This is a genomic window from Microbulbifer maximicatervae (SeqCode) (assembly GCF_052467065.1).
In genome coordinates this window covers 3,004,200-3,028,062 of sequence record NZ_CP174299.1, presented here as the reverse complement: position 1 = coordinate 3,028,062, position 23,863 = coordinate 3,004,200, and the positions used below count along the sequence as shown (strand labels likewise).

Here is a 23,863-nt window from a genome sequence, read left to right as displayed (position 1 = left end):
AAAAAAAGCCCCGCAACTGCGGGGCTTTTAGGTAGACTTAAGGCCGGCTTACATCATGCCGCCCATACCGCCCATGCCACCCATACCGCTCATGTCAGGAGCAGCCGGCTTGTCTTCCGGAATTTCTGCAACCATGGCTTCGGTGGTGATCATCAGGCCAGCGATAGAAGCTGCCGCTTGCAGAGCAGAGCGGGTTACTTTAGCTGGGTCCAGGATACCCATTTCCAGCATATCGCCGTACTCACCAGTAGCAGCGTTGTAACCGAAGTTGCCTTCGCCTTGCTTGATCTTGTCAACAACTACGGAAGCTTCGTCACCAGCGTTGGAAACGATTTGACGCAGAGGCATTTCCATAGCGCGCAGGGCTGCTGCGATGCCGTGGTTCTGGTCTTCGTTGTCGCCAGTTACAGAGATAACCTGGGTAGCGCGAACCAGAGCGGTACCACCGCCAGGTACTACGCCTTCCTCTACTGCGGCGCGGGTAGCGTGCAGCGCGTCTTCAACGCGGGCTTTCTTCTCTTTCATTTCCACTTCAGTAGCGGCGCCTACTTTGATTACCGCAACACCGCCAGCCAGCTTGGCTACGCGCTCTTGCAGCTTCTCTTTGTCGTAGTCGGAAGAGGACTCTTCGATCTGTGCACGGATCTGGCTAACGCGAGCTTCGATGTCTTTAACATTGCCAGCGCCGTCAACGATTACAGTGTTTTCTTTGGACAGGGTTACGCGCTTAGCAGTACCCAGGTGCTCCAGAGTGGTACCTTCCAGCTCCAGGCCAACTTCTTCAGAAATCACGGTGCCACCAGTCAGGATAGCGATGTCCTGCAGCATGGCTTTACGACGGTCGCCGAAACCAGGTGCTTTAACAGCAGCAACTTTAACGATGCCGCGCATGCTGTTAACAACCAGAGTTGCCAGTGCTTCGCCTTCTACGTCTTCAGCGATGATCAGCAGCGGCTTGGAAGCTTTAGCTACTTGCTCCAGCAGGGGCAGCAGGTCGCGGATGTTGGAGATTTTCTTGTCTACCAGCAGGATGAACGGATTGTCCAGCTCGGCAGTCATGTTCTCTTGGTTGGTGATGAAGTAAGGAGACAGGTAGCCGCGGTCGAACTGCATGCCTTCTACTACGTCCAGCTCGTTTTCCAGGCCGGAACCTTCTTCAACAGTAATAACGCCTTCTTTGCCAACTTTTTCCATGGCTTCAGCAATGATGGTACCAACGCTCTCGTCGCTGTTAGCGGAGATAGTACCTACCTGAGCAATAGACTTGGTGTCAGCACAAGGAGTGGACAGGCCAGCAATGTGGTCAACAGCTGCGGTTACCGCTTTGTCGATACCGCGCTTCAGGTCCATTGGGTTGAAGCCAGCGGCTACGGATTTCAGACCTTCGGTTACGATAGCCTGGGCCAGAACGGTAGCGGTGGTGGTGCCGTCACCAGCGGTGTCAGAAGCTTTGGAAGCAACTTCTTTAACCATCTGTGCGCCCATGTTTTCGAACTTGTCGCTCAGCTCGATTTCTTTCGCTACGGAAACACCGTCTTTGGTTACGGTAGGAGCGCCGAAGGACTTGTCCAGAACTACGTTGCGGCCTTTAGGACCCAGGGTAGTTTTTACAGCGTCTGCCAGGATGTTTACGCCTTTCAGCATTTTCTGACGAGCGTCGTCACCAAAAATTACGTCTTTAGCTGCCATGATTCTTATTCCTCAAATTCTTTTTGCGAGTAAAGTTAAAGGCTGGCCTTAGCCTTCCAACACGCCGTAGATGTCACCTTCGCTCATGATGATCAGCTCTTCGCCTTCCACCTTGAGGGTATTGCTGTCGGCATAGCGACCGAAAACAACAGTGTCACCTACCTTCACAGACAGTGCGCGAACGTCGCCATTGTCCAGCTGCTTGCCCTCACCCACGGCTACCACTTCACCTTGGTTCGGCTTTTCTTTGGCAGCGCCTGGCAGCACGATACCGCCAGCTGACATCGCTTCTTCTTCCTTACGGCGTACTACGACGCGGTCGTGTAAAGGACGAATTTTCATGGATAAGTTCTCCATTGAGTCGTTTTAATGGTTTCCAACATGGGCGGCACTGGCCCTTTGGGCCGGTAACCTCACCCCTCTCTGATCCTCAGAGGCGGGGCTTAATTCTCAGTTGAACCCTATCTATGGGCGGGAATAAGGATTTCAACACCATCAGGTGAAAAAACTGCAAAGCAAATTCTCACGATGGGCATTTTGTCCACTTTTTGATCTAATTAAGGCTTGGGACGCTTATCTTCAACGGAGTGTTGATTCTCTCCGGGGCGCTTCTCATCTTTCGAATACTCCCCCTCGATAATGTCATCGCCACGCTTGTGATTTGGCGACTGGTTAAAATTCTGCGGGGGAACCACTTTGACGTGGCGAAGGATAAAACCGAGCAACAGGTTTCTGAGCCCGGGAATCAGGCAAATAAAACCGAAGAAATCAGTGATAAAGCCCGGGGTGAGCAACAGCACACCACCCACCGCGAGGAATATCCCCTCAACCATCTCTTTGGCGGGAATATTTCCAGCCTGCATCTTCTCCTGGGCCCGCATCAGGGTAGAGATTCCCTGGCGGCGAAGCAGTGTCACTCCTACTACTGCGGTCAAAATGACCAGGCCGATCGTTGGCAGGGCGCCAATTTCACTCCCTACGGCAATCAACACCCACATTTCGAGTACAGGTAGGGCTATAAATAGAAGTAATAATGGGCGCATTGCGGAAATTCCTAGTTAACCAGCTTCGCTGAGAGCCGGGACGATCATGGTTTTTTCAATATGCTGTAGTAAATGGAGTGGGGAGGCAAATTATTCAAGGGCGCCTTATTCCACCCCACAGTAACTGGAGAGAGGAAGGATTGAATGGCAAGCGAGCAACAGGATGCTATAGAAGTGCCAGCCATCGGACGCAGTCGCCACTTAGTGGACGATATATTGGCGAAAGCGGACATTCAAATTAACGGGGAAAGGCCCTGGGACCTGCAACTCCATCGGGAAGCAGCCCTTGATGAGGTCATCGCCCGGCACAGCTTGGGCCTGGGTGAGTCCTATATGCGCGGCGATTGGGATGTCCAAGACCTGGATCAATTCTTCCACCGGCTACTCAGTGCTGAAATTCATCACAGCATCAAGAACTGGCGCTACTTTTGGCGCGCCACACGCAGCTATCTGGTGAATCTACAAAGCAAGAACCGCTCGTTTAATGTGGGAGAGCAACACTACGACCTGGGCAACGAATTCTATAGTGCCATGCTCGACAATCGGCTTACGTACAGCTGCGGCTATTGGAAAGAGGCTGAAACCCTCGACCAAGCCCAGGAAGCCAAGCTGGACCTGATTTGCCGCAAGCTGGAATTGAAACCCGGGATGCGCTTGCTGGATATTGGCTGTGGCTGGGGCAGTCTGGTTAGCTATGCCGCGCAAAAGTATCAAGTGGAGTGTGTTGGAATTACGATTTCCCGAGAGCAAAAAGCCTATGTGACAGAGCGCTATGGTGAACTGCCAATTACTGTCCGCCTTCAGGACTATCGAGAACTCAAAGAACCCTTCGACCGCATTGCCAGCGTAGGGATGTTTGAGCATGTCGGCCGCAAGAACTACCGAACATTTATGGAAACAGCAGCGCGCTGTCTGAACAAAGATGGGTTGATGATGTTACATACGATCGGCAACAACCAGCGCACCGCATCTACGGACTTGTGGACAGAAAAATATATATTCCCAGGTGGTGAGCTACCTTCCGTAGGACAGCTGGGCGACGCGACCGATCGCTTGCTAGTGTGCGAAGACCTGCACAACTTTGGATACTACTACGATAAAACCCTGATGGCCTGGCATGAAAACTTTGAGAAAAACTGGCCGCGCTTTGCCGATCGCTACGGCCAGCGCTTCTACAGGATGTGGCGCTACTATCTACTATCTTACGCCGGTGCATTCCGGGGGCGCACACTTCAGCTATGGCAGCTAATGTATTCGAAGTTCCGCGCCGATGGTGTTACGCGTTTGAGTTAAAGTACTATTTGCTGTAGATCCAGAAACTAATTACAGAATCAAAAAAGGGTGAACTCAGTTCACCCTTTTTATGCTGGGAAAGAGGGAAGCTTACAAGCGCGCTCCGCCATCAATATCTATCACTCGACCGGTGACGTAGTCGTTCTCCAGAATAAACGCTACTGTCGAGGCGATCTCATCCTGCTCACCCAACCTGCGCAGGGGCACTTGTTTTACCAGACTCTCAAGAATCTCAGGGCGCATTTGCGCAACCATATCGGTGCCGATAAAGCCCGGGGCAATCCCGGCAACACGCACGCCGTAGCGCGCCAGTTCGCGTGCCCAGGATACCGTCATCGCTGCAACACCCGCTTTACTGGCGGAGTAGTTGGTCTGCCCCATATTGCCCGCACGGGACAAACTGGAGATATTGACCATCACCCCACCCTTGCCGCTTTCCGCCATAATGCCCGCTGCAGCACGGCCACAAAGGAATACACCGGTAAGGTTCACATCGATCACAGACTGCCACTGTGCCAGGGACATGCGATCTGTCACTTTGCCGTCTTTACACTTGAGCAACATGCCATCGCGCATAATGCCGGCGTTATTAACCAGAACCTGGAGTCCGCCAAAGTCTGCTGCGATTTTCGCAAAGCCGGAGTCCACCGCTTCCTCATCGGCAACATTGATCAAGTAGCTGCGAGCCTCTGCACCAAGCTTTTCACAAGCTGCAACGCTGTCTTTCAGGCCTTCCTCATTAACATCGATCAGGGCCAGGCGGGCGCCTCGCGCAGCCAGATACTCGGCCATGGCTCGGCCCAACCCCTGGCCCGCACCGGTAATCGCAACAATACTGTCAGCGATTTGCATATTGAACTCCTCGTCGTCGCTCGTTTTTTAGATTTATCGTTTATGACTGCCTTCGAACCTGCCCTATGCAGGCTCGAGGGGGAATTACCATTCGTAACCGACACCAACGGTCACTTTGGTATCTTCTTTTTCACTTTCCAGGGAGGGCGTATTGTCGTACTGCCACTCGTAACCGATCTCCATCAGCACGCCTTCAACCAGCGGTGTGCGCACACCCAGCTTGGCGTTAGCTTCGTAGTCGTTACTGTGATCAAAGGATTGTAAGGTCTCCTGGTCGAAATAAATTTCCGGCCCAAGGGAAAACTTGTAGCGGTAGTTAAGTGCAATTCGACCGGCGACATAGCGCTCATCCTGGTCTTCACTCAACTCTTCGTCGATAAAACTCTCGTGCAGGCTACTCACACCACCTTCGAGGGAAAAAGTGGTTTTACTGGTATCGTAAAACAGATAACCCATACCGAGACCGAGCGTAGTTCCCAGGTCTAAGTTCTGAGCCTCTTCCCTTTCCAACTCACTGTTAGCCGCGGCAAACCACTTCTCAGCAAAGATCCAGCGGAGATCATAATTGAGCTGGTATTTTTCCAGGTCACCGTCTTCTTCACTCTCCTGATTCTGGTAAACCGCCCCCATCAGGTGGTTAAAATCTCCATGGCGGATATCCAAGTTAATATTGGCATCGAGGTCTTCACGCTCACGGTTTCCGCTCTCGAATACGCCTCCGGCGGTAACATTACCGCTGAATAACACCGGACTGGTGGTAAATGTGCTGTAGGGTTCTGCCCGCTCAATACCGGGGAAGTCGATCAGCCAACCGCGCCCTTCAGCGCAGTACACTTCCCAGCGCTCCTGGCGGTGGCCAGCCAAGGTACAGGGTTCATCCCTGCCGGCAATTTTGATATCGGTATCGACATCCATCGACACAACTTTGGATTTGTCGACTTTAACTTCACCAAAAGTCTCTGACTTCCAAGTGACCTGATCCTTCTCTACCAGCACCAACTCGCCCTGAATACGATCGCCATTTTCCAGGGTCAGCACACCGGCATGGGCCTGGAATGGCACAAGAAACAAGAGAGTTCGAGCAAAGAGCTTGGGAAGTCGTGTCGATAAAACCACTAAGAAACCTTGGACTTTTTAGGTGTATGAACGGTGCAAACAGCCTCAACAATCGCACCATGATGCCATAACTAGAATCATGTGGCACGCCGTCACAGCGGAGGCTTTCGCGCCCTGGGGACTGTGACCTTGCGAGCTGGTAAAGTATCCATAAATGGCGAATAAAAATCTCATTTTCAGGAGATTACAAAGTAAAAAATTGCGCCCAGTTGGCGTAATTCGCCGATATTTAGAGCTTTTTATGGAAAAACAGAACTCCCTGGAAAGAATATGCCAAGCCTTGGCGGCGATCCCCAAAGGGCGGGTTGTCACCTACGGGGACTTGGCTGAGATGGCCGGCTACCCACGCGCTGCGAGACTTGCAGGTCAGACCCTGCGTAAATTACCCCGGGGTACCAAGCTACCCTGGCACCGGGTGATCAACGCCCAGGGGCGCATTTCCCTGCCGGAACCCGGCGCCAGCCGCCAGCGTGAAAGACTGGAAAGAGAGGGGGTCATACTGCTGAAAGGGCGAGTGGATATGGGCAAATACCGCTGGAAACCTTAGCCCCAATCGCATACAGAAAACTACGCTACCTCATCAGCCCCCCAGGGCGCGACCCAAAATAACAGGATCATTCCAGGCACCGCCAGAACGGCACACAGGAGAAAGAAATGTGTCCACCCCATTCCCTCCACCAAATAACCGGTGGAGGCATTGGCGAAGGTGCGCGGGAGCGAGGTCAATGCTGTAAACAAGGCAAATTGAGTGGCGGTGTGCAACTTGCTGGTAGTTCGGGCGATAAATGCAATAAACACCGCTGTCCCCAACCCCACCCCGAGATACTCAAAGGCAATTACTATCGCCAATAGCCAGAGGCTAGGATTGAAATCTGGTGTGCCCACCAGCTCACCATTCACTTCAGACAAAATCATAAACCCGAAAATTGAAACCAGCTGTACTACCCCGAAAATCCATAGGCACTTATTAATCCCGATCTTCACAATTAACAAGCCGCCAAAGAAACCGCCAATTACCGCAGGCCACAGACCGGCATTCTTTGCCACTATGCCGATATCCGTATTGGAATATCCCATATCCAGGTAATAGGGCGTCGCCAGTGCCGTAGCCATGCTATCGCCAAGCTTGTACAAAAACATAAAGGCCAGTACAAGCACCGCCTGTTTTACGCCATTGCGATTAAAGAATTCGACGAAGGGTAAAACTATGGCCTCGCGCAAAGATTTCGGGCGACCTGCTGGATGGTCTGGCTCAGCCACCATCAAGGTCATAAAGACGGCAATCAACATAAAGGCCGCAGTAATCATAAACACCTGGTCCCAGGCCAGGTGATCCGACAGGATCAAGCTGAGGGATCCCGGAATCAAGCCGGAAATACGATAGGCGTTGGCATGGAAGGAATTGCCCAGGCCCAACTCCTGGTCCGGCAGAATCTCTCGTCGAAAAGCATCCAGGACTATATCCTGGCTGGCGCTAAAAAAAGCCACGGCAAAGCAAATTGCAGCAATTGACCAGATATCAAACTGGGGACTGAACATCCCCAGGACGCCAATGGAAATAATCAGTAACAGCTGCATTACCAGCATCCAGCCCCGCCGGCGGCCGAGCATCGGGAATGCGTAGCGCTCCATCAATGGAGACCAGATAAATTTCCACGTATAGGGTAATCCGAGCAATGCAAAAATACCGATAGTGGCCAGATCCACGCCTTCAGTACGCAGCCAAGCGGGCACCAACTGTATCAATACAAAAAGAGGCATCCCCGAAGAGAACCCGGTGCCAATACAAATCAGCATACGCCGATTAAACACCGCCTCCCGGATGGTTTCGTGGGCCATAGTTTGTCGCTTTTATTCGCTGAGCATCGTCTACCAGTGATACCCGACCCGACAGGCAACAGACACACAATCAAACATAAGGGCGAGTCTATGGAGGGGTGGGTTTCACCTTTACAACCACCATAGACACAAGCCGGGCAGAATGCCCGGCGAAGAGTTTTGATATGACATAGGGATTTAGAAAAGAGCTGAATTCAGGATGTACTCTTAGAGAGGAAATAGCATCCCTGTAAACCTTAGGTAGTGCCCGCTCCCGGCTGAACTTCTTCTCCCGGCCAGTCGCGCTGCTCGCGGCGCCAAAAATAAATGGACAGCGCAATGGCTGGAATTCCCATAAGCGCCGCATAAATAAAGAAGTAGGCATAACCCTGAGCATCCACCACTATGCCGGAAAAACCACTGATAAATTTCCCCGGCAAGGTCATCAGGGAGCTGAACAAAGCATATTGAGTGGCGGTATAAGCTTTATTGGCAAGACTGGAGAGAAACGCGATCAGTATCGCATTGGCAATTCCTCCACTGATGTTGTCCGCACTAATTACCAGCGCCAACCAGGCTTTATCGGGACCGATCACAGCGAGCTGGGCAAATAACAGGTTGGTACAGGCGACCATAACCGAACCCAGTATCAGCGGACGCACAACACCGTATCGCACCACTAACAGCCCACCTAGAAAGGAACCGATAATGGTACAGAAGAAGCCAAACAGCTTGCTGATTTCAGCGATTTCCATTTTGGTAAAGCCCAGATCCAAATAGAAGGGATTGGCCATCACCCCCATCGCAATATCACTTAAACGGAAGATGCCGATAAATAGCAACAGAATGATTGCAAAGCGGCCATTGCGCTGAAAAAACTCGATAAAGGGGCAGGCCACGGCGCGAATAAACCACTGCTTCAGACGACCATGCTCCCCCTTGCCCAACAACCGCTGGGCCCACTCGCTTTGCAGCTCATCGGCTTCTTTGTTTACCTTGCTGTGATCGGGCTCGGCAATAATCAGAGTGGTAATCAGGCCCACGCCCATCAATCCAGCCATCGCAAGATAAGCACCGGACCAGCTAAAGATATCCGCAATAAACAGGGCACCCGCTCCGGCTATCAGCATTGCCACCCGATAGCCAAATACATAATTGGCAGCCATAGCGCCCTGATAGTCGTCATCCATGGCCTCAATTCGATAGGCATCAATCGCCACATCTTGAGAGGCCGAACAGAAAGCGACCCACAAGGCCAGCAGGGCCACGTGCATCAGGGAGAGCTGGGGATTTACACTGGCCATACCTATCAGGCCAATCGCTATCCCGATTTGGGATACCAGCATCCAGCCCCGACGTTTGCCCAATTTGTCCGTGAAAAAAGGCAGACGCAGCTGATCGACAATAGGGGCCCAAAGAACCTTGATCGAAAAGGTAATCCCCACCCAGGCAAAAAACCCGATGGCGGTACGGCTGACACCGTAGTCCCGCAGCCAGGCAGTCAAAGTAGAGAAAACCAGCAGTAATGGGAGGCCGGCGGAAAAGCCGAGGAAAAACATGGTGAGTACACGGGGCTTCAAATAAGCGGCCAGCGCTTGCCCCCATGTCATTTGTTTTTGTAAGTTGGTCAAGCGCGGGCCTCCAGAGCCTGAGCCGCCGCAACAGCGATCACCGTGCAGCGGGATTAGATTAATTTATTTACTCAGTGGCCCCACAAAACTTCCAGCTCCGCTTCGGCCAACTTATTGGCATTGATATTGAAGCCAACTTTAGCAGGAGAAGTGTTTTCATCCAGCGGCAGGGATTCCACTTTCAAGGCATAGACACGAAAACGATAGCGATGATCCCCGTGCCCCTTGGGCGGGCAGGCACCACCGTAACCGGAATTACCATAATCATTGCGCCCCTGCACTGCTTCTGGAATCAGGCCGTTTTTCAGGTCACCGGCCCCTTCCGGCAGATTGGTCGTATCCACTGGGATATTAAATACCACCCAGTGCCACCAACCGCTGCCGGTGGGCGCGTCGGGATCGTAAGCGGTAATAGCAAAACTCTTTGTGCCCTCCGGTGCCCCACTCCAGCTCAATTGGGGAGACAGGTTTTCACCGCCGCAGCTGCCATAAACATGAGTCATGGGCATTTTCTTTCCAGCTTGTAAGGAGCTGGATGACAGTGTCAGCTTCTCAGCAATCGCGTTGGTTCCAGTCAGTGACAGCGCAGCAGCACAAAGCAGCCCGGCCAAACCCCGGCCGCCCTTTTTCAATAAATGGCTCATATCCCAGTTCCCCTTTTAGTTTTCTTCACTGGACAGCAGTGGGCCCACTTTGTCCAGATCCATATTTCCGCCGGTCAGAACAACCACGACATTCTTATTGCGAAAGCGCGCGCTGTGCTCAATGATCGCAGCGAGACCCACCGCAGCCGACGGTTCTACCAGCTGTTTGGTTCGCGTCCACAATAGCCGCATCGCATTGACGATACCAGCTTCGCTGACTGTCACAATATCCCGCACCGTGCGCTCAATAACGGCGTAATTTTTGCCGCCCAATGTTGTGCGCAGACCATCGGCGATCGTATCGGGCTGTTGTGTGGTGATATGAACGCCACCGCGCAGTGAACGCTGGGCATCATCCGCTCCGGCGGGTTCCGCACCAATTACCAGGATATCGGGGGCAAGCGCAGCCATAGCCAATCCCACGCCGGACAAAAGCCCACCGCCTCCCACTGGCGCCACAATAACGTCTGGAGCAAAGCCGTGTTCGCGACTCTGCTTGAGCACTTCCATGGCTACAGTGCCCTGCCCTGCAATAATGCGCTTATCGTCATAGGGCGGGACTTCGTGCGCACCGGTTTCCTCAAGTACCTTTGCCAAAGTGGATTCGCGATCAGCCAGGCTGGGGCCCGAAGTCACCACTTTGGCACCATACCCCTCAACCGCCATGCGTTTTGTCTTGGGAGCCGTTTCGGGCATCACCACCGTGCAGGCCAATCCCCGCTGGGCTGCTGCCCAGGCGAGCGCCGCACCGTGATTACCGGACGAATGGGTGGCAACTTCCTCGACCCCGTCCGGGAGCAGCGAAAGCGCATTAGCCGCGCCCCGCGCTTTAAAGGCGCCCACTTTCTGCAAGTGCTCACACTTAAACCACAAATTGGCGCCCGTCAGCTCGTTCAGTTGTCGAGAGCTGAGCAGAGGGGTCTCGTGCACCATACCTGCAATATTTTGTGCGGCACTAAATACATCCTCACTGGCAGGTATCTCGTTGCGATTCAGGGGCATAACACTGTGTATCCTTTTCGACTACATAGGAATAATCCAGCTTATCCACCGCCGATAACATCCAGTGTTCTACGGAGCAGGCACAGGGAAAAACCGTGCCTGTCGATAAGGAATTATTTGCTGAGCATACGCAGGAATTTCATTTTCCTGTCGTTGAAGGGTGCATATCGTATATCGATATCGAGGATATTTCTGCGCCGCATTACGGCCTTGTAATGACTGAAAGTGCGGAAGCCATGCTCTCCATGGTAGGACCCCATACCGCTGGCACCGACGCCTCCAAAAGGCAGGTCCTGGGCCAGCATAAACATCATACAGTCATTCACACAGGCGTTGCCGGAGCTGCAACGGGATAGAATTCGATCCGCCAATGCTTCATCCTGGGTAAATACATACAGGGCCAGGGGCTTCTCTCGCTCATTGACAAACTCCTCCGCTTTGGAGAAATCATCCAGTTCAATAATGGGGAGTATCGGGCCAAAGATCTCCTCCTGCATAACTCCCGCAGAGAGATTGACGTTGCGCATTATGGTGGGCGCCATATAGCAGTCATCCACATCGACTTCACCGCCAAATACCACCTCTCCATCCCCCAGGTAATCCGACAGGCGAAGGGTGTGCTGGCTGTTAATAATCCGCCCATAGTCGGCAGATTCTCGCGGATGCTCCCCATACATTTCCCAGAGCACCCGCTGCAACATGGGGGTGAACCGATCGGCTGTCTGCCGACTACAGAGAACATAATCCGGGGCGATACAAGTCTGCCCCGCGTTGGTAAATTTACCCCAGGCAATTCGCCGTGCAGCCACTTCCAGGTTGGCATCGTCGGCAACAATACAAGGGCTCTTTCCGCCGAGTTCCAGGGTTACCGGAGTCAGGTATTTAGCCGCCGCACTCATTATGATTTTGCCGACCCGGCCACCGCCGGTGTACATAATATGGTCCCAGCGCTGCTCCAGCAGCGCCGTGGTTTCTGCCACACCACCTTCGACACACGCAAAGGCATCGTTGTCGAGATAACGCGGTAATAATTCTGCGATTAACCGGGAGGTTGCTGGCGATAACTCAGAGGGCTTTACCACCGCACAATTGCCGGCGGCAATCGCCGGTACCAGCGGCGATAACAATAATTGCAGCGGATAATTCCAGGCACCGATAATCAGCACTACACCCAGCGGCTCCGGTTGCACATAGCTCTTGGCCGGCTGGGTCATCATCGGCGATTGGACCTTGCGCGGGCGCACCCATTTCTTCAGGGACTTCAGGGTGTGATCGATATCGTTGTAGAGAAATGAAACTTCAGTGAGGTAGCTTTCCTGGGGAGCTTTGCGCAAATCATCGTGAAGGGCTTGGGCAAAATGTGCCTCGTTCTCGGAGATCATCTTGCGCAGCTGAGACAATTGCTTGCGCCGCCAACTCAATTCAGTGGTGCTGCCGCTGCGAAAATAGGTTCGCAAGCCCGCCACTAATGTGGCTGCGTTCCAATCGTTTGCCCTAGCCAGATCTGACAACATTTGCGGTTCCAATACCGAAACTTCCAAACCCTACTTCCTCCAATGAGTATAAGCCGTCGCAGGCAATGACTAGCTTCGCTTTATTGATATGGCAAAGCACCGAAGTCCGGCCGCTGGGGCGCGCAATTTCGTAGGAAGGGGGGGATAAGTCAAGATAGGAAGGAGAGAAAATTTTGAAAATGGCGACAAATTCAACAATCGCCCCAGCAGACAAAAGTAGCTCTGGGGCGATGGTACAGGCATTGTGGGATTATTCAGAGGCTCCTTAGATAAACAGAACCAGAAGGGCCAAACCAGTGATCCACAGTAGCAAGGTTCTGGATAGCAGCGCTTGCAGCCCTTCAATCTCCGCACCACTCTGGCGCTGCATCTGAGACAGATCGGAACCACCACTGCACTCACTGGCGTCAATACCGCCGAGAGCTCCTTCCAGGTAAGCCTCGAGAACCTGATCGGTATGGCTCTCACGACACATCAACACCCGGCGCCAGGCGCGGTAACAGCCGGCAAAGTTACCCACAATGGCAAAGCTCAGCCCCATCACACGGACCGGCAGCCATTCCAACAACCACAACCAACGCGCCGCCGTCGCCTCTTCGGAGGAGCCCCGGGTATTTTCTGCGTACAAAGCACTCAAGCGGAAGAGTACAGCCCCGGGAATACCCAGCAAAATAAACCAGAACAGCACGGCGAAGAGTCTCTCAAAGGCGCAGTAGGCAGCGCCGCGAAATACCTGCTCATGCAGACAAGTGTCATCGGAGGGCGCTTCGTGTAACTCGCGTAAAATGGGCGCTGCCGCTTTGGTGGCACCTTCCAGGTCTCCGCTATACCAGTGGCGCAGGTAGTTTGCGACGATATCGTTGAAGTTGCCGCGACCGAGACAATAGAGCAGCAGTGGCACCCCCAACAGCAGGTAGCCCAGACCACCCGCAGCGCCCTCTGCTAGCGTCATCACAATTGCAGAGATCAATACTGGAACCAGGATAGTAACACCAAGCAACAGACCACTATTGCCATTAATGCTGGGCAATGCCTGTAAATACTGACCCCAGCGACTGAACCAACCATCGCGATGTAACGGAGCCCCTGAGCCCCAGATTTGCACCAGGGCAACGGTGATCAGAACAATTAACAGAGTCATAAATAATCCGAGACTGTTTCAGTTATCAAAATCGTGCTGCGGCTCCTGTTACAGAAACCCTTCCCACTTTTATGGTCCGCTACTGGGTATCAGACGATTTCTTTCAGCTTGTTGAGGTAGCGCTCCCAGTCAAACCCCGGACCCGGGTCCAATTTCCTTCCGGGAGCAATATCCGAATGACTGGCAATTCTATCGATATCAATAGCGGGATAAGCTTGCATAATCGCAGCACTCACCTCGGCAAGTGCGTGATATTGGGAGTCTGTGTAAATATCGGTATCCAAACCTTCCAGCTCAATACCAATGGAAAAATCATTGCAGTTAGTGCGACCTTTAAACTCGGACTTGCCCGCGTGCCAGGCACGCCGATCAAGGGGCACGTATTGGGTTACCAGGCCATCGCGGTCGATCAAAATATGCGCAGACACCTGTAACGCAGCAATATCGGCAAAATAGGGGTGCGCATCGATATCCAACTGCCCCAGAAAAAAGGCATCAATGTAGGGACCGCCATACTGTCCGGGCGGCAAGCTGATGCTGTGAATCACCAATAGATCCACCGCACAGTCTTCCGGGCGGCTATTGCAATGAGGACTCGGAACCCGGCGCGCGCCCGCCAACCAGCCAGACTCCACTTGATATTTCAATCTGCGATCTCCGCTGCAACCTATTGATAGCCCCGGTATCGCCCGGGGCTTCAGCAGTTACCATTCTATGGAAGCGTTGATCGATATGCCAATCTGATCGGAGCAGTATCGCGACATAACTTGCGGAAAACCACTGGCCACTGAGTATCCCTGCTAAATACTCAACGTCCGCTCGTTAAATTCCTGAAAATTAGCGCTGCTCACTGCGCTTCTTGCGCACATTGCCAATTACGGACTGCAGCGCCCGCTCAAACAACATGCCGTCATCCAGCGGCAACAGTTGTGCCGAACGCAGCGCATGGGCCAATTCTAGTCGGGCGAATTCAGCGACTTTGGCGCCATTGCGATTAACGAAGATAAACTGGTCGATATCGCGAATTACCGCCGCCAGACGACAACGGAACTGCTCGTCCTCAGAGCGCTTCAACTCGAACCAACTGCCCTGTGCCAAGCGGAAGGTCATCTGCCAGTGGGGATCATCTTCGTCAAGGGGGGCCAGTCCATCCTGCTCCGGTGCAGCCACCTCTGCTTCAGCAACTGCCTGCTCAAGCTCTTCCATCTGCGGCACGGCCACTTCCTGGGGTTCGGCTTGGACAGCTTCAACAGTAACTTCAGCTGGCTCATCTGGAAGTTGATCTTCGGCAGTGTCTGAAATCACTTCCTGGCTAACCGCGGCTTCTGCAATAACCGCTTCAGTCACTGCAGCTTCATCAACCGTAGCTTCAGTAACATCAGCGGGTCCGGCATCAGCCGCAGTTTCCTGCTCCACAACAGGGACAACAGGCGCAGGCTCAGCAGATTTCGCTGCGCGCACTTCGCGGGCAACCTGCTCTGCCACTTCACGTTCACGCTGCTCAGCCAATTGCTGGGCCAGGGCAAAGCGCTCGCGATAAACTTCTTTGAGGCCGGTGAAAAGGGTACGCGCTTCGAAAGCGTTATAGGAAAGCGCCTCAATTCCCTCGCGCAATCTCTCCTGCAAAACAGGCAGTAAGCTCAATAACTGTTTGCGGGAATCCGGCATTGGGGCCTGCACACTCCACACGAGATCTCTCGCTGTGCGCACGTCGCGGTTCCAGGCGTCGCTCTCTGTACCCTCTTTGACGCAAGTCAGGAACAGCACGTTGTTCCAAACTTTGTTCAACCAATCCTGCACCACCTGTGGCAGATCCCGCTCTGCAACCAAGGCATCCATGACTGCGGCAACCCGTGCGCGGGCAGCTTGGGTTTTAGCCCGACCATCCGCCTCATCGACAACGCGGCGCTCCAACATCTCGGCACGCTTGCGCTCGCGGACGATAAATTCGCGCAGGGATTCCAGTAATACGGCAAAGATATTGATATCCCGATCAAACTCATTAAGCACGCGCTCAACAATTTCGGATATCTCTTTGTACAGGGGATCGGATTCGTAGTTATCCCCTGCCTGCCATCCGGTAGCGGCATCGGCCAACTCGTTCAGCAATTTGCGCGCAGGATGGCCGCCTTTACTGAAAAATGACTTGTCTGCAATGGCTACTTTCAACAGCGGCAGTTGCAGGCGGCCCAGAAGTGATTTGATTTGGGTGGCAAGGCTGCGGTCCTCCAGGATAAAGGAAAACAACATCTCTACCAGCTTGATCACATCGCTATCGACTTTTGCCAGCGAAGCGGCCTGGTTGGAATCCACCAAGCGCTGCTGTAGCAATTCGCCCACATTCAAAAGCTGTACCGCACTTCCACCTTGATAGTGGCTGCCACTTTGCAGCGCGCCCAAGTGGGAAAGCAGATCCCCTGCAGGCATTGGAGTAACACCTGCGGCTGCGGGCACCAATCCTGGGGGGAAGTGCCCCGTAGCTGCGACTCCACCTTGTACTGGCTGGCTGCCAGCTTCTACACCGCCGGCACTACCAGTGGGGGCACTGGCGGCGTGGGGAGCACCGTTGTAGGCCGAGCGCTGCCTGGCTACTCGCTGCTGCTCACGCAGAGATGGCAGTACGCCCTGCTCTACAAGTAATTGGTTACAAAATTCATAGAAGTCCCGCAGCTGCAGCATGACCACCTGCTCGAACTTTTTCAGCAGCGTGAGGCGAGCGCGGATAAAGAGGTCCAGATCCTGAATCGCCTCTACAAAAGCGTCACAGATTACGTCTGGCCCCAGAGGGTTGTTCTTGTCGTACACCTTGACGGAGTAGAGCGTATCGAGCCTCATGCACAGCTCGGTAAGGGGCTCAGCGAAATCGCGCTTGGCATTGGCCACCATGGTATCGGCAGCGACCAACTGCTCTAGGTCATCATTGTGAACCAGCGACAGGTTATCTGAGGCGAAACTGCTTTCCGTCTTTTCTTCCTGGCGGACCTGAAAAGCGCGGGAGACGTTTTGGATAAAGTGCTCGGCAATATTGCGGCGCTCAACGCGCAGCAGGCGCAGTGCCTGGAAAAGCCCATCCTGCTCCTCCTGGCCATGAGCTCGCTCGGCCATTGCAAACAGGGAATCATCCACCTTGCCAAACAGCGCTTTAATCCGCTCCAGCAGCTGTGCCGTCGCTTTGTCCTTCAGCATTGTTACTGCGGCGGGCAGAACAGGGGGCTTACCTGATGCAGAAATATTTCGCGCTCCACTTTTCTCTGAGAGGGAAACTACCTTTCTGGATTCACTCATTTCCAAGAGGTCCTTCGAATGCCGTCCGACTTGTAGCGCTGAGGCCAAAAGCAAAAATTAGTGAATGGAAAAGTGGTCTCCCAAGCGGAAATGGGGGTTCTCTGTTCCCCGTTAACCACATTCCCAAACTGTTGAAATCCCGCCGCGATCATGCGCGAAAAATCTGCCGAAGTTCTTGATTTCACTCAAGTTTTGACCGCGAGAGAACAGCGTTTACCGGCCCTGCTCTGAAACAATTCAGGCTGCGATCAAGCCTAACTCTTCGGTCATTCTACTCGCGTTGTAGGACTGTTTTACACAGTTCTGCGACATATTTGAGACACTTGTCACAGCTATTCGTAGAGCCAACTGCTACTTGCCAATGACGGAGTTCAGCAGTCAAAACCCCAAGTGTTTTGGTAAACTGCGCCGGCGTTAATTTCGAGGTTTCCCAATGCGACCACAAGACACGGCTATTCCCAATATCACTGCCGACCTGCAACGCTCAGTTCAGGTGGCCCTGGAAGAAGATATTGGTAGTGGCGATATCACCGCCCAGCTGATCCCAGAGGACCGCAATGCGCGGGCCCGGGTAATCACCCGCGAAGATTGCACTCTGAGTGGTCGCGCCTGGGTAGAGGCTGTATTCCACGCCCTGGACCCGGAGCTCGTCCTCACCTGGCACTTCGAGGACGGCGACCGTATCAGCGCCAATGCCGTTATTTTTGAGCTGGAAGGCAATGCCCGCGCCATCCTCACCGGCGAGCGGGCCGCACTGAATTTCCTGCAAACCTTGTCCGGTACTGCCACAACCGCTGCGGAGTTCGCCGCGCGAGCTGAAGGCACTGAGGTGAAGATTCTCGACACCCGCAAGACCATTCCCGGTCTGCGCAGCGCACAGAAGTACGCCGTACTTTGCGGTGGCTGCCACAATCACCGCATCGGTCTTTACGACGCCTTCCTGATCAAAGAGAACCATATCTTCGCCGCCGGAGGCATTGAACACGCCGTCGCCCAAGCGCGAGTGATCAAGCCGGAAGCCCTGATTGAAGTCGAAGTGGAAAATATTGAAGAGCTGGAGCAGGCGCTCGCCGTAGGTGTGGACGTGATTATGCTCGACGAATTCAATGATGAAGACACTAGAACGGCCCTGAAACTGGCCAAAGGCAAAGCCAAAATTGAGCTTTCCGGCAGTGTCGACCGGGATCGCATCGCTCAGTTAGCTGAACTGGAAGTGGACTATATCTCTTCTGGTAGCCTGACCAAGCACCTGCGCGCTATCGACCTATCCCTGCGGATCGATCTCTAGCGCCCACAGGACCCATCATCACTGCGCTTAGTGATGGTGATGATGGTGTCCCTGCTCTTCCGTATCTTCTGCGGGAGCTTCCATCCCGCTCATCTGCCCGTGGTTGGCGTGGTCTCCATGCCCACCGTGGCCCATAGCCCCCCAAATGGTCCAGATACCAAACAGCAAAATTGCTGCGGCGAAACCATAGCGAACCCCCGGCTTTCGCACTATGCCACGCACCTGTGCCGCCGCAGCACCAGTAGCCAGCATGGCGGGCACGGTGCCCAAACCAAAAGCAAACATCGCCAGGGCAGACCTCTCGGCACTGCCCTGGGCCAGGGCGAACGTCAGCGCGCTATAAACCAAACCACAAGGCAACCAGCCCCACAGGGAGCCCAGTGCCAATGCCTGCCCCGCAGAGCGAACCGGTAATAATTTGGCCGATAGTGGCTGCACATAGCGCCAAAGGTAGCGGCCCCCTTTTTCAATCCAAGCCAATCCCTGCCAGATACCGCCGATGTACAGCGCCATCAGGATCAACATGATCCCGGCAGCAAATCGCAGCGGAGTTAGTGCCGGCAGTATCGCCGCACCGAGGGCTCCGGCGAGCGCTCCCATCAGCGCATAGCTACCCAGGCGACCCAATTGGTAAGAGCCCAGCTGCACCCAAGCAGTCTTTTTCCCCGGTGTCGCCATACCCAGCGCTCCGGAGATTCCCCCACACATACCGATGCAGTGACTGCTACCCAAAAAACCGATAGCCAGAGCCGCCGCTAAAAAACCCCAGTCCCCCACTTACTTCTCCTGCTTCCTTTCCGCGTCAGATTTATCCTGCTGAACATCATCGTCATCAAACAAAATGCGACGACCTTCCGTTTCCAGATCATCGTACTGTCCGTTATTCACGGCCCAGAAAAAGAGCTTCACCGCAAAGCCAACCAAAATCACCGCAATGGGAATCAGGAAATACAGACTTTCCATCAGTTACACCTCCTCTCTTTCTGTGAGCACGGGATTAAGCTGCGGCGCTCACAGGGTTTTCGTCGACTTCCTGTCCACGGGACAGACGCAACGCATTTAGCACTACGATCAGAGAACTCAGGGACATACCGATTGCCGCAGCCCAGGGCGGCACCAGACCGCAAAATGCCAGCGGCAGGGCAATCACGTTGTAACCCAGAGCCCATGCCAGGTTTTGCCGCACAATTCGGCGGCATTTGTGCGCCAGCTCTATAGCTTTGGGCAGCACTTCCAGATCTCCGTTCAGCAAAATGGCATCGGCGCGGGATTGGGCCAGATCCGCCGCAGACATCATCGCCACAGAGGCATCTGCACCGGAGAGCACTGGCACATCATTGATGCCATCCCCCACCATTAACACCTTCTCACCATCGCTTTGCAGCTGCTTCATATGGCTGAGCTTGTCCTCTGGCGAGGCTCCGGCGCAGTAGTTGCTGATACCCGCTCGCCCTGCCAGCCGCTCAACTTCCGCAGACTGGTCACCACTGAGCAGTTCCACTGAAAGACCTTGCTCAGTCAAACCCTCAACAGCGGTGGTTGCCGAGTCCCGTAACTTATCCCCCAACGCGATCCAGGCAATAGGGCCCAGGGAGTCGCCGAGCAGCAACCACTGCCCCTCCCCTTCGGGCGTGGAAACATCCTCACTGGAGACAAAGCTCGCCTTTCCCAGCCGGTAACTGTCCCCCTCGATCTGCCCTTCCAGGCCGGCTCCGGTATGGACTTTCAGATCACTGGCGATGAGATTGCCACGCCAGGCGCGGAAGGCTCTGGCCAGGGGGTGATTGGTCTGGGATTCCAGGGCAGCGGCAACGTCCTTAACCCGCTGCTCCGTCCAGTTGGCCCGCAGCAAATCAATATGCAGGATTCTCGGTTCACCGCGTGTCAGGGTACCGGTCTTGTCGAATAGCACCCGGCCGATACGCGGCAGCGTTTCCAGTAGGCTGCCTCCAGCCACAAGAAGTCCCAACTGCTGTAAACGCAAGGTGGCGGAAGCCAGGGCAGCAGGGGTTGCCAGCGACAGTGCGCAGGGGCAAGTCACCACCAAAACAGACAGGGACACCCAAAAAGCGCGACTGGGATCGATTTGCCACCAGACAACAAACGCCGCCAGTGCCGCGAATAAAACGACACCGACAAAAATACCCGCAACCCGGTCTGCCAGGGCCACTTGGTTGGGTTTATCTAACTGCGCCCGCTCTACCAGGCGCTCAATAGCGGACAGGCGAGTCGACTGCCCCGCTGCCGTAATTCGAATAGTCAGGGTGGAATCGCCGTTGACACTACCGGCATAAACCGGGCTGCCTGCAGACTTCTGTTGCAGTGCCGATTCACCGCTGAGCAGGGATTCATCCACACCACTAACGCCCTCCAGCACCTCCCCATCGGCGGGGATAGTGTCTCCCGGGCGCAACAAAACTTTATCCCCAGCGACCAATGCGGCCACGGGTACATGGACAATATCGTCCCCTTGGTATTTGGCCGCCGTCATCGGCAGCAACTGGGCCAAACCACCGCTGGCTAAGCCCGCCCGATGGCGGGCGCGCATCTCCACCGTTCGTCCCAACAACAGGAAGAAGGTAAACATGGAGATAGATTCGAAGTACACCTCACCGGTGCCGAATACCGTGGCGTAAAAGCTGGCGACATAGGCCATACCAATCGCCAGGGATACCGGCACATCCATACTCAGGTGTCGGGCGCGCAGACTGCGCAAAGCGGCACTGAAAAATGGGCGCGCGGCGTAGAAAACCACTGGCGTTGCTACCAGCAGGGAAACCCAGCGGAAGTAGCGCTCAAACTCGCCGACGCCCTCTTCCGCTGCAGCACCAAAATACAGAGCGATGGCAAACATCATCACCTGCATGGTGCCGAGTCCGGCGACACCCAGGCGGCGCAGGGCGGCGCGGTGTTCGCTCTGGATCACACTTTCCTGGTTGGCCGCAGTGGCCGGGGCCGGCCGGTAGCCAATCCGTTCCAGTTCGCCAAACAGCTCACTGGGTTTGATCTTGTCGGGATTAAAACCGATCTGGGCACGCTGGGTACTGGCGTTGACAGAGACCTTCTCAATCCCGTCCAACTGCCCCAGGTGCTTTTCTATCAGCCACACACAGGCTGCACAGGTAATACCGCTAATCAACAACGAGGCAATCTTGTTGCCGTTATCCCAATCGTGGACGAACTGCTGCTGCACTTCCGGCAAATCGTATGCCGCCCAGCGGTCCTGGGGTTGAGCTTCCTCCGGCCTGTCGCTCTCCTTCTCCCGGAAGCGATAAAAGCCATCCAGACCACCGGAAACGATAGCGCTGGCTACCGCCTCACAGCCTGGACAACACATATCCCGGGCGGCCCCGTCGATAACCACCGAGTGGTTGCTGCCGGGAGGGACTGGGAGTCCGCAGTGATAACAGGAGGAGGAAGACGAAGTCATTGAGTTACTGCGTTCAGTGGCGCGGCATTGCCGAGATCGAAGTTGATTTCACCTTTCAGGCGCCAGTTGGCGTCCTGATGCGCATCGGGATCGAGTTCCGGCATCAAGCGCAGATACCAACGATTCCCAACGCCTTCAGGCAAGGTGCCCTGGTAGCGGCCCACGGAGAGCTGGGAGAGCTCGATATGCTTGTCGAGGTCAGACTCCACCGGGTGGCTCAATGTGAGCAGTAGGGCTTTGGGGTAGTCGAGGTCGCCATTCAGCTCCACGAAAACCGATTTTTCAGACGGCTGAAACTGGACCAAAGCGGCCAGACCCAGCTCTTTCGCGCGCAAGTCCTGCTCGGCGCTGAAGTGATACATGCGGCTGTCTTTGTAGTAAGTATCACTGACTTTATCGTCAGCAAAGCGCACCGCTATCGAGACTGTAATTGTGGAGACAACCACCACTGTAATCAGTGGGGCCAGTACCATCCACGCCCAAGGTTCCCGGTACCAGGGTTTTGGGGTTGATTCATTCATCGCGTTACCAAAAAGTTACCGTTTGTGCACAAAAGTCGAGCCCGCCTGGGCGGGCCCGTACTTTGCAACGGGATTGGCGTCCCGTCTACTGCTTTGGACCAATAAACACCGTTCGGTGCTTATCAACCAGCTCAGGATTGTCGACTGCCTGGACAACAATCTCGATATCGTGCTTGGTATCCTTCAGCTGGTCTCTGGGAACGCTTACCCGAATGGGGACGGAGAACATCTCTCCAGGCACCAGGTAAATCGTCTTCGGCTTGCGAATGGAGTAATCGTATTCAGGCTTACCTTCCACCTTGATGGTGAATTCGTGGGGAGCCTGGTCCATATTGTTGATTTTTACCGTGTAGACGTTTTGCACCTGCCCCTGGGACTCACGGAACATACGAGCACCGCGGTCGCGAGTGATTTCTGCCTCGATTGGGCTTCGAGTCATCACTTGCTGTGCAAACAGGCCGGTCATCGCAACCAATATCAACGCGTAGCCAAATAGGCGCGGGCGCAGGAAGCGGGTCTTTCCACCCTGCAATTCGTCCTCAGAGGTGAAGCGAATCAAGCCCTGCTCATAGCCCATCTTGTCCATCACGCTGTTACACGCATCGACACAGAGGCCACAGTTGATACATTCGTACTGCATGCCGTCGCGGATATCAATATCCACCGGACACACCTGAACACACCAGTAGCAGTCGATACAGTCGCCCATACCTTCCGCCTTGTAATCCACGCTCTTCTTGCGCGGACCACGGGTCTCACCCCGCTTGGCATCGTAGTAAACCGCCAGCGTATCCTCGTCGTACATCACCGACTGGAAACGGGCATAGGGGCACATGTATTTACACACCTGCTCACGCAGGAAGCCGGCGTTCATATAGGTGGCAAAAGTGAAGAAAGCGACCCAGAAAACACCCTGCGGGTGCGCGTTAAACGTCGCCAGATCCACGACCAGCTCGCGCACACCGTAGAAATAACCCACAAAGGCCAGTGCAGTTGCCAGCGAGATCAACAGCCAGATGGTATGTGTGCCACCCTTGCGCAGAACCTTTTCCAGGTTCCAGGGGGCCTTGTCGAGCTTCATTCGCTTGTTGCGATCGCCTTCACAAACCCTTTCTGCCCAGATAAACATCATGGTCCAGACGGTCTGCGGACAGGTGAAGCCACACCACACCCTGCCCAGTAAAGTGGTGACCGCAAACAGCGCGAAGGCGGCAATGATCAGCAGCCAACCTAGAAGGAAGCCGTCCTGGGGGCCGAAAGTAGTCCAGAAAATATGGAATTGGCGGGTGGGGAGATCAAAGAAGACCGACTGGCGCCCGTCGATATTGATCCAGGGTAGGAAGAAGAAAGCCAGCAGCAAAGGCAGGCCGGTATATTTGCGAACACGGGTGAAAACACCCTTGATATGTCGGATGTAGACTTTGTCTTCCGACTCATACAGCATGCGATAGCGAACTTCGCCATCACCTTCCTGTTCCTCACGGGTTGGAATTAAATCACTCACACAAACCTCACTCTCGCACGGGCACATCTTGTACGTGGGCCAGGTAGCCCCTTATGTTGAGGCTTTTTTCTCCGTCCCTGCAGCGCCCGGAG

General features: G+C 54.3%; 21 protein-coding genes. 3 read left to right on the top strand and 18 right to left on the bottom strand.

Translation table 11 applies throughout. The features are described 5' to 3' along the window. Positions 1 to 48 precede the first annotated feature (48 nt). The 3 genes from groL to ACJJI1_RS13375 all read right to left on the bottom strand — a co-directional run bounded on the left by groL (position 49) and on the right by ACJJI1_RS13375 (position 2,732). On the bottom strand, positions 49 to 1,689 hold the full coding sequence (gene groL, locus ACJJI1_RS13385; RefSeq protein ID WP_108732154.1) for a chaperonin GroEL: 1,641 nt from the start codon (positions 1,687 to 1,689) through the stop codon (positions 49 to 51). Positions 1,690 to 1,737: 48 nt separating this feature from the next. Next, positions 1,738 to 2,031, bottom strand: a complete 294-nt coding sequence (locus ACJJI1_RS13380; RefSeq protein ID WP_020412315.1) for a co-chaperone GroES — start codon at positions 2,029 to 2,031, stop codon at positions 1,738 to 1,740. 215 nt (positions 2,032 to 2,246) lie between these two features. Further along, positions 2,247 to 2,732 (bottom strand): FxsA family protein, encoded by a 486-nt coding sequence (locus ACJJI1_RS13375; protein ID WP_444894877.1) that lies wholly within the window; start codon positions 2,730 to 2,732, stop codon positions 2,247 to 2,249. A 144-nt stretch (positions 2,733 to 2,876) separates the two neighbouring features. Here ACJJI1_RS13375 and cfa point away from each other — a divergent pair, with 144 nt between their 5' ends. Then, a complete protein-coding gene (cfa, locus tag ACJJI1_RS13370; RefSeq protein ID WP_444916332.1) occupies positions 2,877 to 4,025 on the top strand; it encodes a cyclopropane fatty acyl phospholipid synthase in 1,149 nt (382 codons plus the stop codon). A 90-nt stretch (positions 4,026 to 4,115) separates the two neighbouring features. Here the strand turns inward: cfa and ACJJI1_RS13365 are convergent, their stop codons facing one another. Both ACJJI1_RS13365 and ACJJI1_RS13360 read right to left on the bottom strand, forming a co-directional pair. Next, positions 4,116 to 4,877, bottom strand: a complete 762-nt coding sequence (locus tag ACJJI1_RS13365; RefSeq protein WP_413664719.1) for an SDR family oxidoreductase — start codon at positions 4,875 to 4,877, stop codon at positions 4,116 to 4,118. Positions 4,878 to 4,961: 84 nt separating this feature from the next. Further along, positions 4,962 to 5,993 carry a DUF481 domain-containing protein gene (locus ACJJI1_RS13360; protein WP_444906128.1) on the bottom strand — a complete coding sequence of 344 codons (1,032 nt, stop codon included), beginning with the start codon at positions 5,991 to 5,993 and terminating at the stop codon, positions 4,962 to 4,964. A gap of 241 nt (positions 5,994 to 6,234) precedes the next feature. Here ACJJI1_RS13360 and ACJJI1_RS13355 point away from each other — a divergent pair, with 241 nt between their 5' ends. Next, on the top strand, positions 6,235 to 6,540 hold the full coding sequence (locus tag ACJJI1_RS13355) for an MGMT family protein (protein WP_413664717.1): 306 nt from the start codon (positions 6,235 to 6,237) through the stop codon (positions 6,538 to 6,540). 20 nt (positions 6,541 to 6,560) lie between these two features. On the opposite strand, the gene ACJJI1_RS13350 is transcribed toward ACJJI1_RS13355, so the two are convergent. The 8 genes from ACJJI1_RS13350 to ACJJI1_RS13315 form a co-directional block, all read right to left on the bottom strand. Next, positions 6,561 to 7,832, bottom strand: a complete 1,272-nt coding sequence (locus ACJJI1_RS13350) for an AmpG family muropeptide MFS transporter (RefSeq protein WP_444956951.1) — start codon at positions 7,830 to 7,832, stop codon at positions 6,561 to 6,563. 236 nt (positions 7,833 to 8,068) lie between these two features. Further along, on the bottom strand, positions 8,069 to 9,442 hold the full coding sequence (locus ACJJI1_RS13345; RefSeq protein WP_444956950.1) for an AmpG family muropeptide MFS transporter: 1,374 nt from the start codon (positions 9,440 to 9,442) through the stop codon (positions 8,069 to 8,071). 71 nt (positions 9,443 to 9,513) lie between these two features. Next, positions 9,514 to 10,086, bottom strand: coding sequence for a YbhB/YbcL family Raf kinase inhibitor-like protein (locus ACJJI1_RS13340; RefSeq protein ID WP_444956949.1), 573 nt, complete (start codon positions 10,084 to 10,086; stop codon positions 9,514 to 9,516). Between the two features lie 15 nt (positions 10,087 to 10,101). Further along, positions 10,102 to 11,088 (bottom strand): threonine ammonia-lyase, encoded by a 987-nt coding sequence (locus tag ACJJI1_RS13335; RefSeq protein WP_444956948.1) that lies wholly within the window; start codon positions 11,086 to 11,088, stop codon positions 10,102 to 10,104. 113 nt (positions 11,089 to 11,201) lie between these two features. After that, a complete protein-coding gene (locus tag ACJJI1_RS13330) occupies positions 11,202 to 12,629 on the bottom strand; it encodes an aldehyde dehydrogenase family protein (protein ID WP_444956947.1) in 1,428 nt (475 codons plus the stop codon). Positions 12,630 to 12,867: 238 nt separating this feature from the next. Continuing rightward, positions 12,868 to 13,743 carry a regulatory signaling modulator protein AmpE gene (gene ampE / locus ACJJI1_RS13325; protein WP_444956946.1) on the bottom strand — a complete coding sequence of 292 codons (876 nt, stop codon included), beginning with the start codon at positions 13,741 to 13,743 and terminating at the stop codon, positions 12,868 to 12,870. Positions 13,744 to 13,832: 89 nt separating this feature from the next. Then, complete coding sequence (gene ampD / locus ACJJI1_RS13320; RefSeq protein ID WP_413664710.1) at positions 13,833 to 14,390, bottom strand: 1,6-anhydro-N-acetylmuramyl-L-alanine amidase AmpD; 558 nt, start codon at positions 14,388 to 14,390, stop codon at positions 13,833 to 13,835. Between the two features lie 190 nt (positions 14,391 to 14,580). Beyond that, a complete protein-coding gene (locus tag ACJJI1_RS13315) occupies positions 14,581 to 17,028 on the bottom strand; it encodes a DUF1631 domain-containing protein (protein ID WP_444956945.1) in 2,448 nt (815 codons plus the stop codon). A gap of 433 nt (positions 17,029 to 17,461) precedes the next feature. On the opposite strand from ACJJI1_RS13315, the gene nadC reads away from it, so the two are divergent. Beyond that, positions 17,462 to 18,316, top strand: coding sequence for a carboxylating nicotinate-nucleotide diphosphorylase (gene nadC, locus ACJJI1_RS13310; RefSeq protein ID WP_282931576.1), 855 nt, complete (start codon positions 17,462 to 17,464; stop codon positions 18,314 to 18,316). A gap of 27 nt (positions 18,317 to 18,343) precedes the next feature. Here nadC and ACJJI1_RS13305 read toward each other — a convergent pair whose 3' ends face one another. The 5 genes from ACJJI1_RS13305 to ccoG all read right to left on the bottom strand — a co-directional run bounded on the left by ACJJI1_RS13305 (position 18,344) and on the right by ccoG (position 23,771). Then, positions 18,344 to 19,093 carry a sulfite exporter TauE/SafE family protein gene (locus ACJJI1_RS13305; protein WP_444956944.1) on the bottom strand — a complete coding sequence of 250 codons (750 nt, stop codon included), beginning with the start codon at positions 19,091 to 19,093 and terminating at the stop codon, positions 18,344 to 18,346. Then, the gene (ccoS, locus tag ACJJI1_RS13300; RefSeq protein ID WP_108732140.1) at positions 19,094 to 19,279 is read right to left on the bottom strand and encodes a cbb3-type cytochrome oxidase assembly protein CcoS; all 186 of its coding nucleotides are present in this window, start codon (positions 19,277 to 19,279) and stop codon (positions 19,094 to 19,096) included. 34 nt (positions 19,280 to 19,313) lie between these two features. Then, positions 19,314 to 21,746 carry a heavy metal translocating P-type ATPase gene (locus tag ACJJI1_RS13295; RefSeq protein ID WP_444956943.1) on the bottom strand — a complete coding sequence of 811 codons (2,433 nt, stop codon included), beginning with the start codon at positions 21,744 to 21,746 and terminating at the stop codon, positions 19,314 to 19,316. Continuing rightward, positions 21,743 to 22,267 carry a FixH family protein gene (locus ACJJI1_RS13290; protein WP_444956942.1) on the bottom strand — a complete coding sequence of 175 codons (525 nt, stop codon included), beginning with the start codon at positions 22,265 to 22,267 and terminating at the stop codon, positions 21,743 to 21,745. The genes ACJJI1_RS13295 and ACJJI1_RS13290 overlap by 4 nt, the downstream gene beginning before the upstream one ends. 85 nt (positions 22,268 to 22,352) lie before the next feature. Then, entirely contained in the window at positions 22,353 to 23,771 is a 1,419-nt protein-coding gene (gene ccoG / locus ACJJI1_RS13285) for a cytochrome c oxidase accessory protein CcoG (RefSeq protein ID WP_444956941.1), read from the bottom strand. Positions 23,772 to 23,863: the final 92 nt, after the last annotated feature.

Coding starts and splice junctions, on each gene's coding strand:
- ACJJI1_RS13365 (WP_413664719.1), bottom strand. CDS start 4,877: ATGCAAATCGCTGACAGTATTGTTGCGATTACCGGTGCGGGCCAGGGG.
- ACJJI1_RS13315 (WP_444956945.1), bottom strand. CDS start 17,028: ATGAGTGAATCCAGAAAGGTAGTTTCCCTCTCAGAGAAAAGTGGAGCG.
- nadC (WP_282931576.1), top strand. CDS start 17,462: ATGCGACCACAAGACACGGCTATTCCCAATATCACTGCCGACCTGCAA.
- ACJJI1_RS13380 (WP_020412315.1), bottom strand. CDS start 2,031: ATGAAAATTCGTCCTTTACACGACCGCGTCGTAGTACGCCGTAAGGAA.
- ACJJI1_RS13290 (WP_444956942.1), bottom strand. CDS start 22,267: ATGAATGAATCAACCCCAAAACCCTGGTACCGGGAACCTTGGGCGTGG.
- ampE (WP_444956946.1), bottom strand. CDS start 13,743: ATGACTCTGTTAATTGTTCTGATCACCGTTGCCCTGGTGCAAATCTGG.
- cfa (WP_444916332.1), top strand. CDS start 2,877: ATGGCAAGCGAGCAACAGGATGCTATAGAAGTGCCAGCCATCGGACGC.
- ccoS (WP_108732140.1), bottom strand. CDS start 19,279: ATGGAAAGTCTGTATTTCCTGATTCCCATTGCGGTGATTTTGGTTGGC.
- ACJJI1_RS13355 (WP_413664717.1), top strand. CDS start 6,235: ATGGAAAAACAGAACTCCCTGGAAAGAATATGCCAAGCCTTGGCGGCG.
- ACJJI1_RS13295 (WP_444956943.1), bottom strand. CDS start 21,746: ATGACTTCGTCTTCCTCCTCCTGTTATCACTGCGGACTCCCAGTCCCT.
- ACJJI1_RS13375 (WP_444894877.1), bottom strand. CDS start 2,732: ATGCGCCCATTATTACTTCTATTTATAGCCCTACCTGTACTCGAAATG.
- ACJJI1_RS13335 (WP_444956948.1), bottom strand. CDS start 11,088: ATGCCCCTGAATCGCAACGAGATACCTGCCAGTGAGGATGTATTTAGT.
- groL (WP_108732154.1), bottom strand. CDS start 1,689: ATGGCAGCTAAAGACGTAATTTTTGGTGACGACGCTCGTCAGAAAATG.
- ACJJI1_RS13340 (WP_444956949.1), bottom strand. CDS start 10,086: ATGAGCCATTTATTGAAAAAGGGCGGCCGGGGTTTGGCCGGGCTGCTT.
- ACJJI1_RS13350 (WP_444956951.1), bottom strand. CDS start 7,832: ATGGCCCACGAAACCATCCGGGAGGCGGTGTTTAATCGGCGTATGCTG.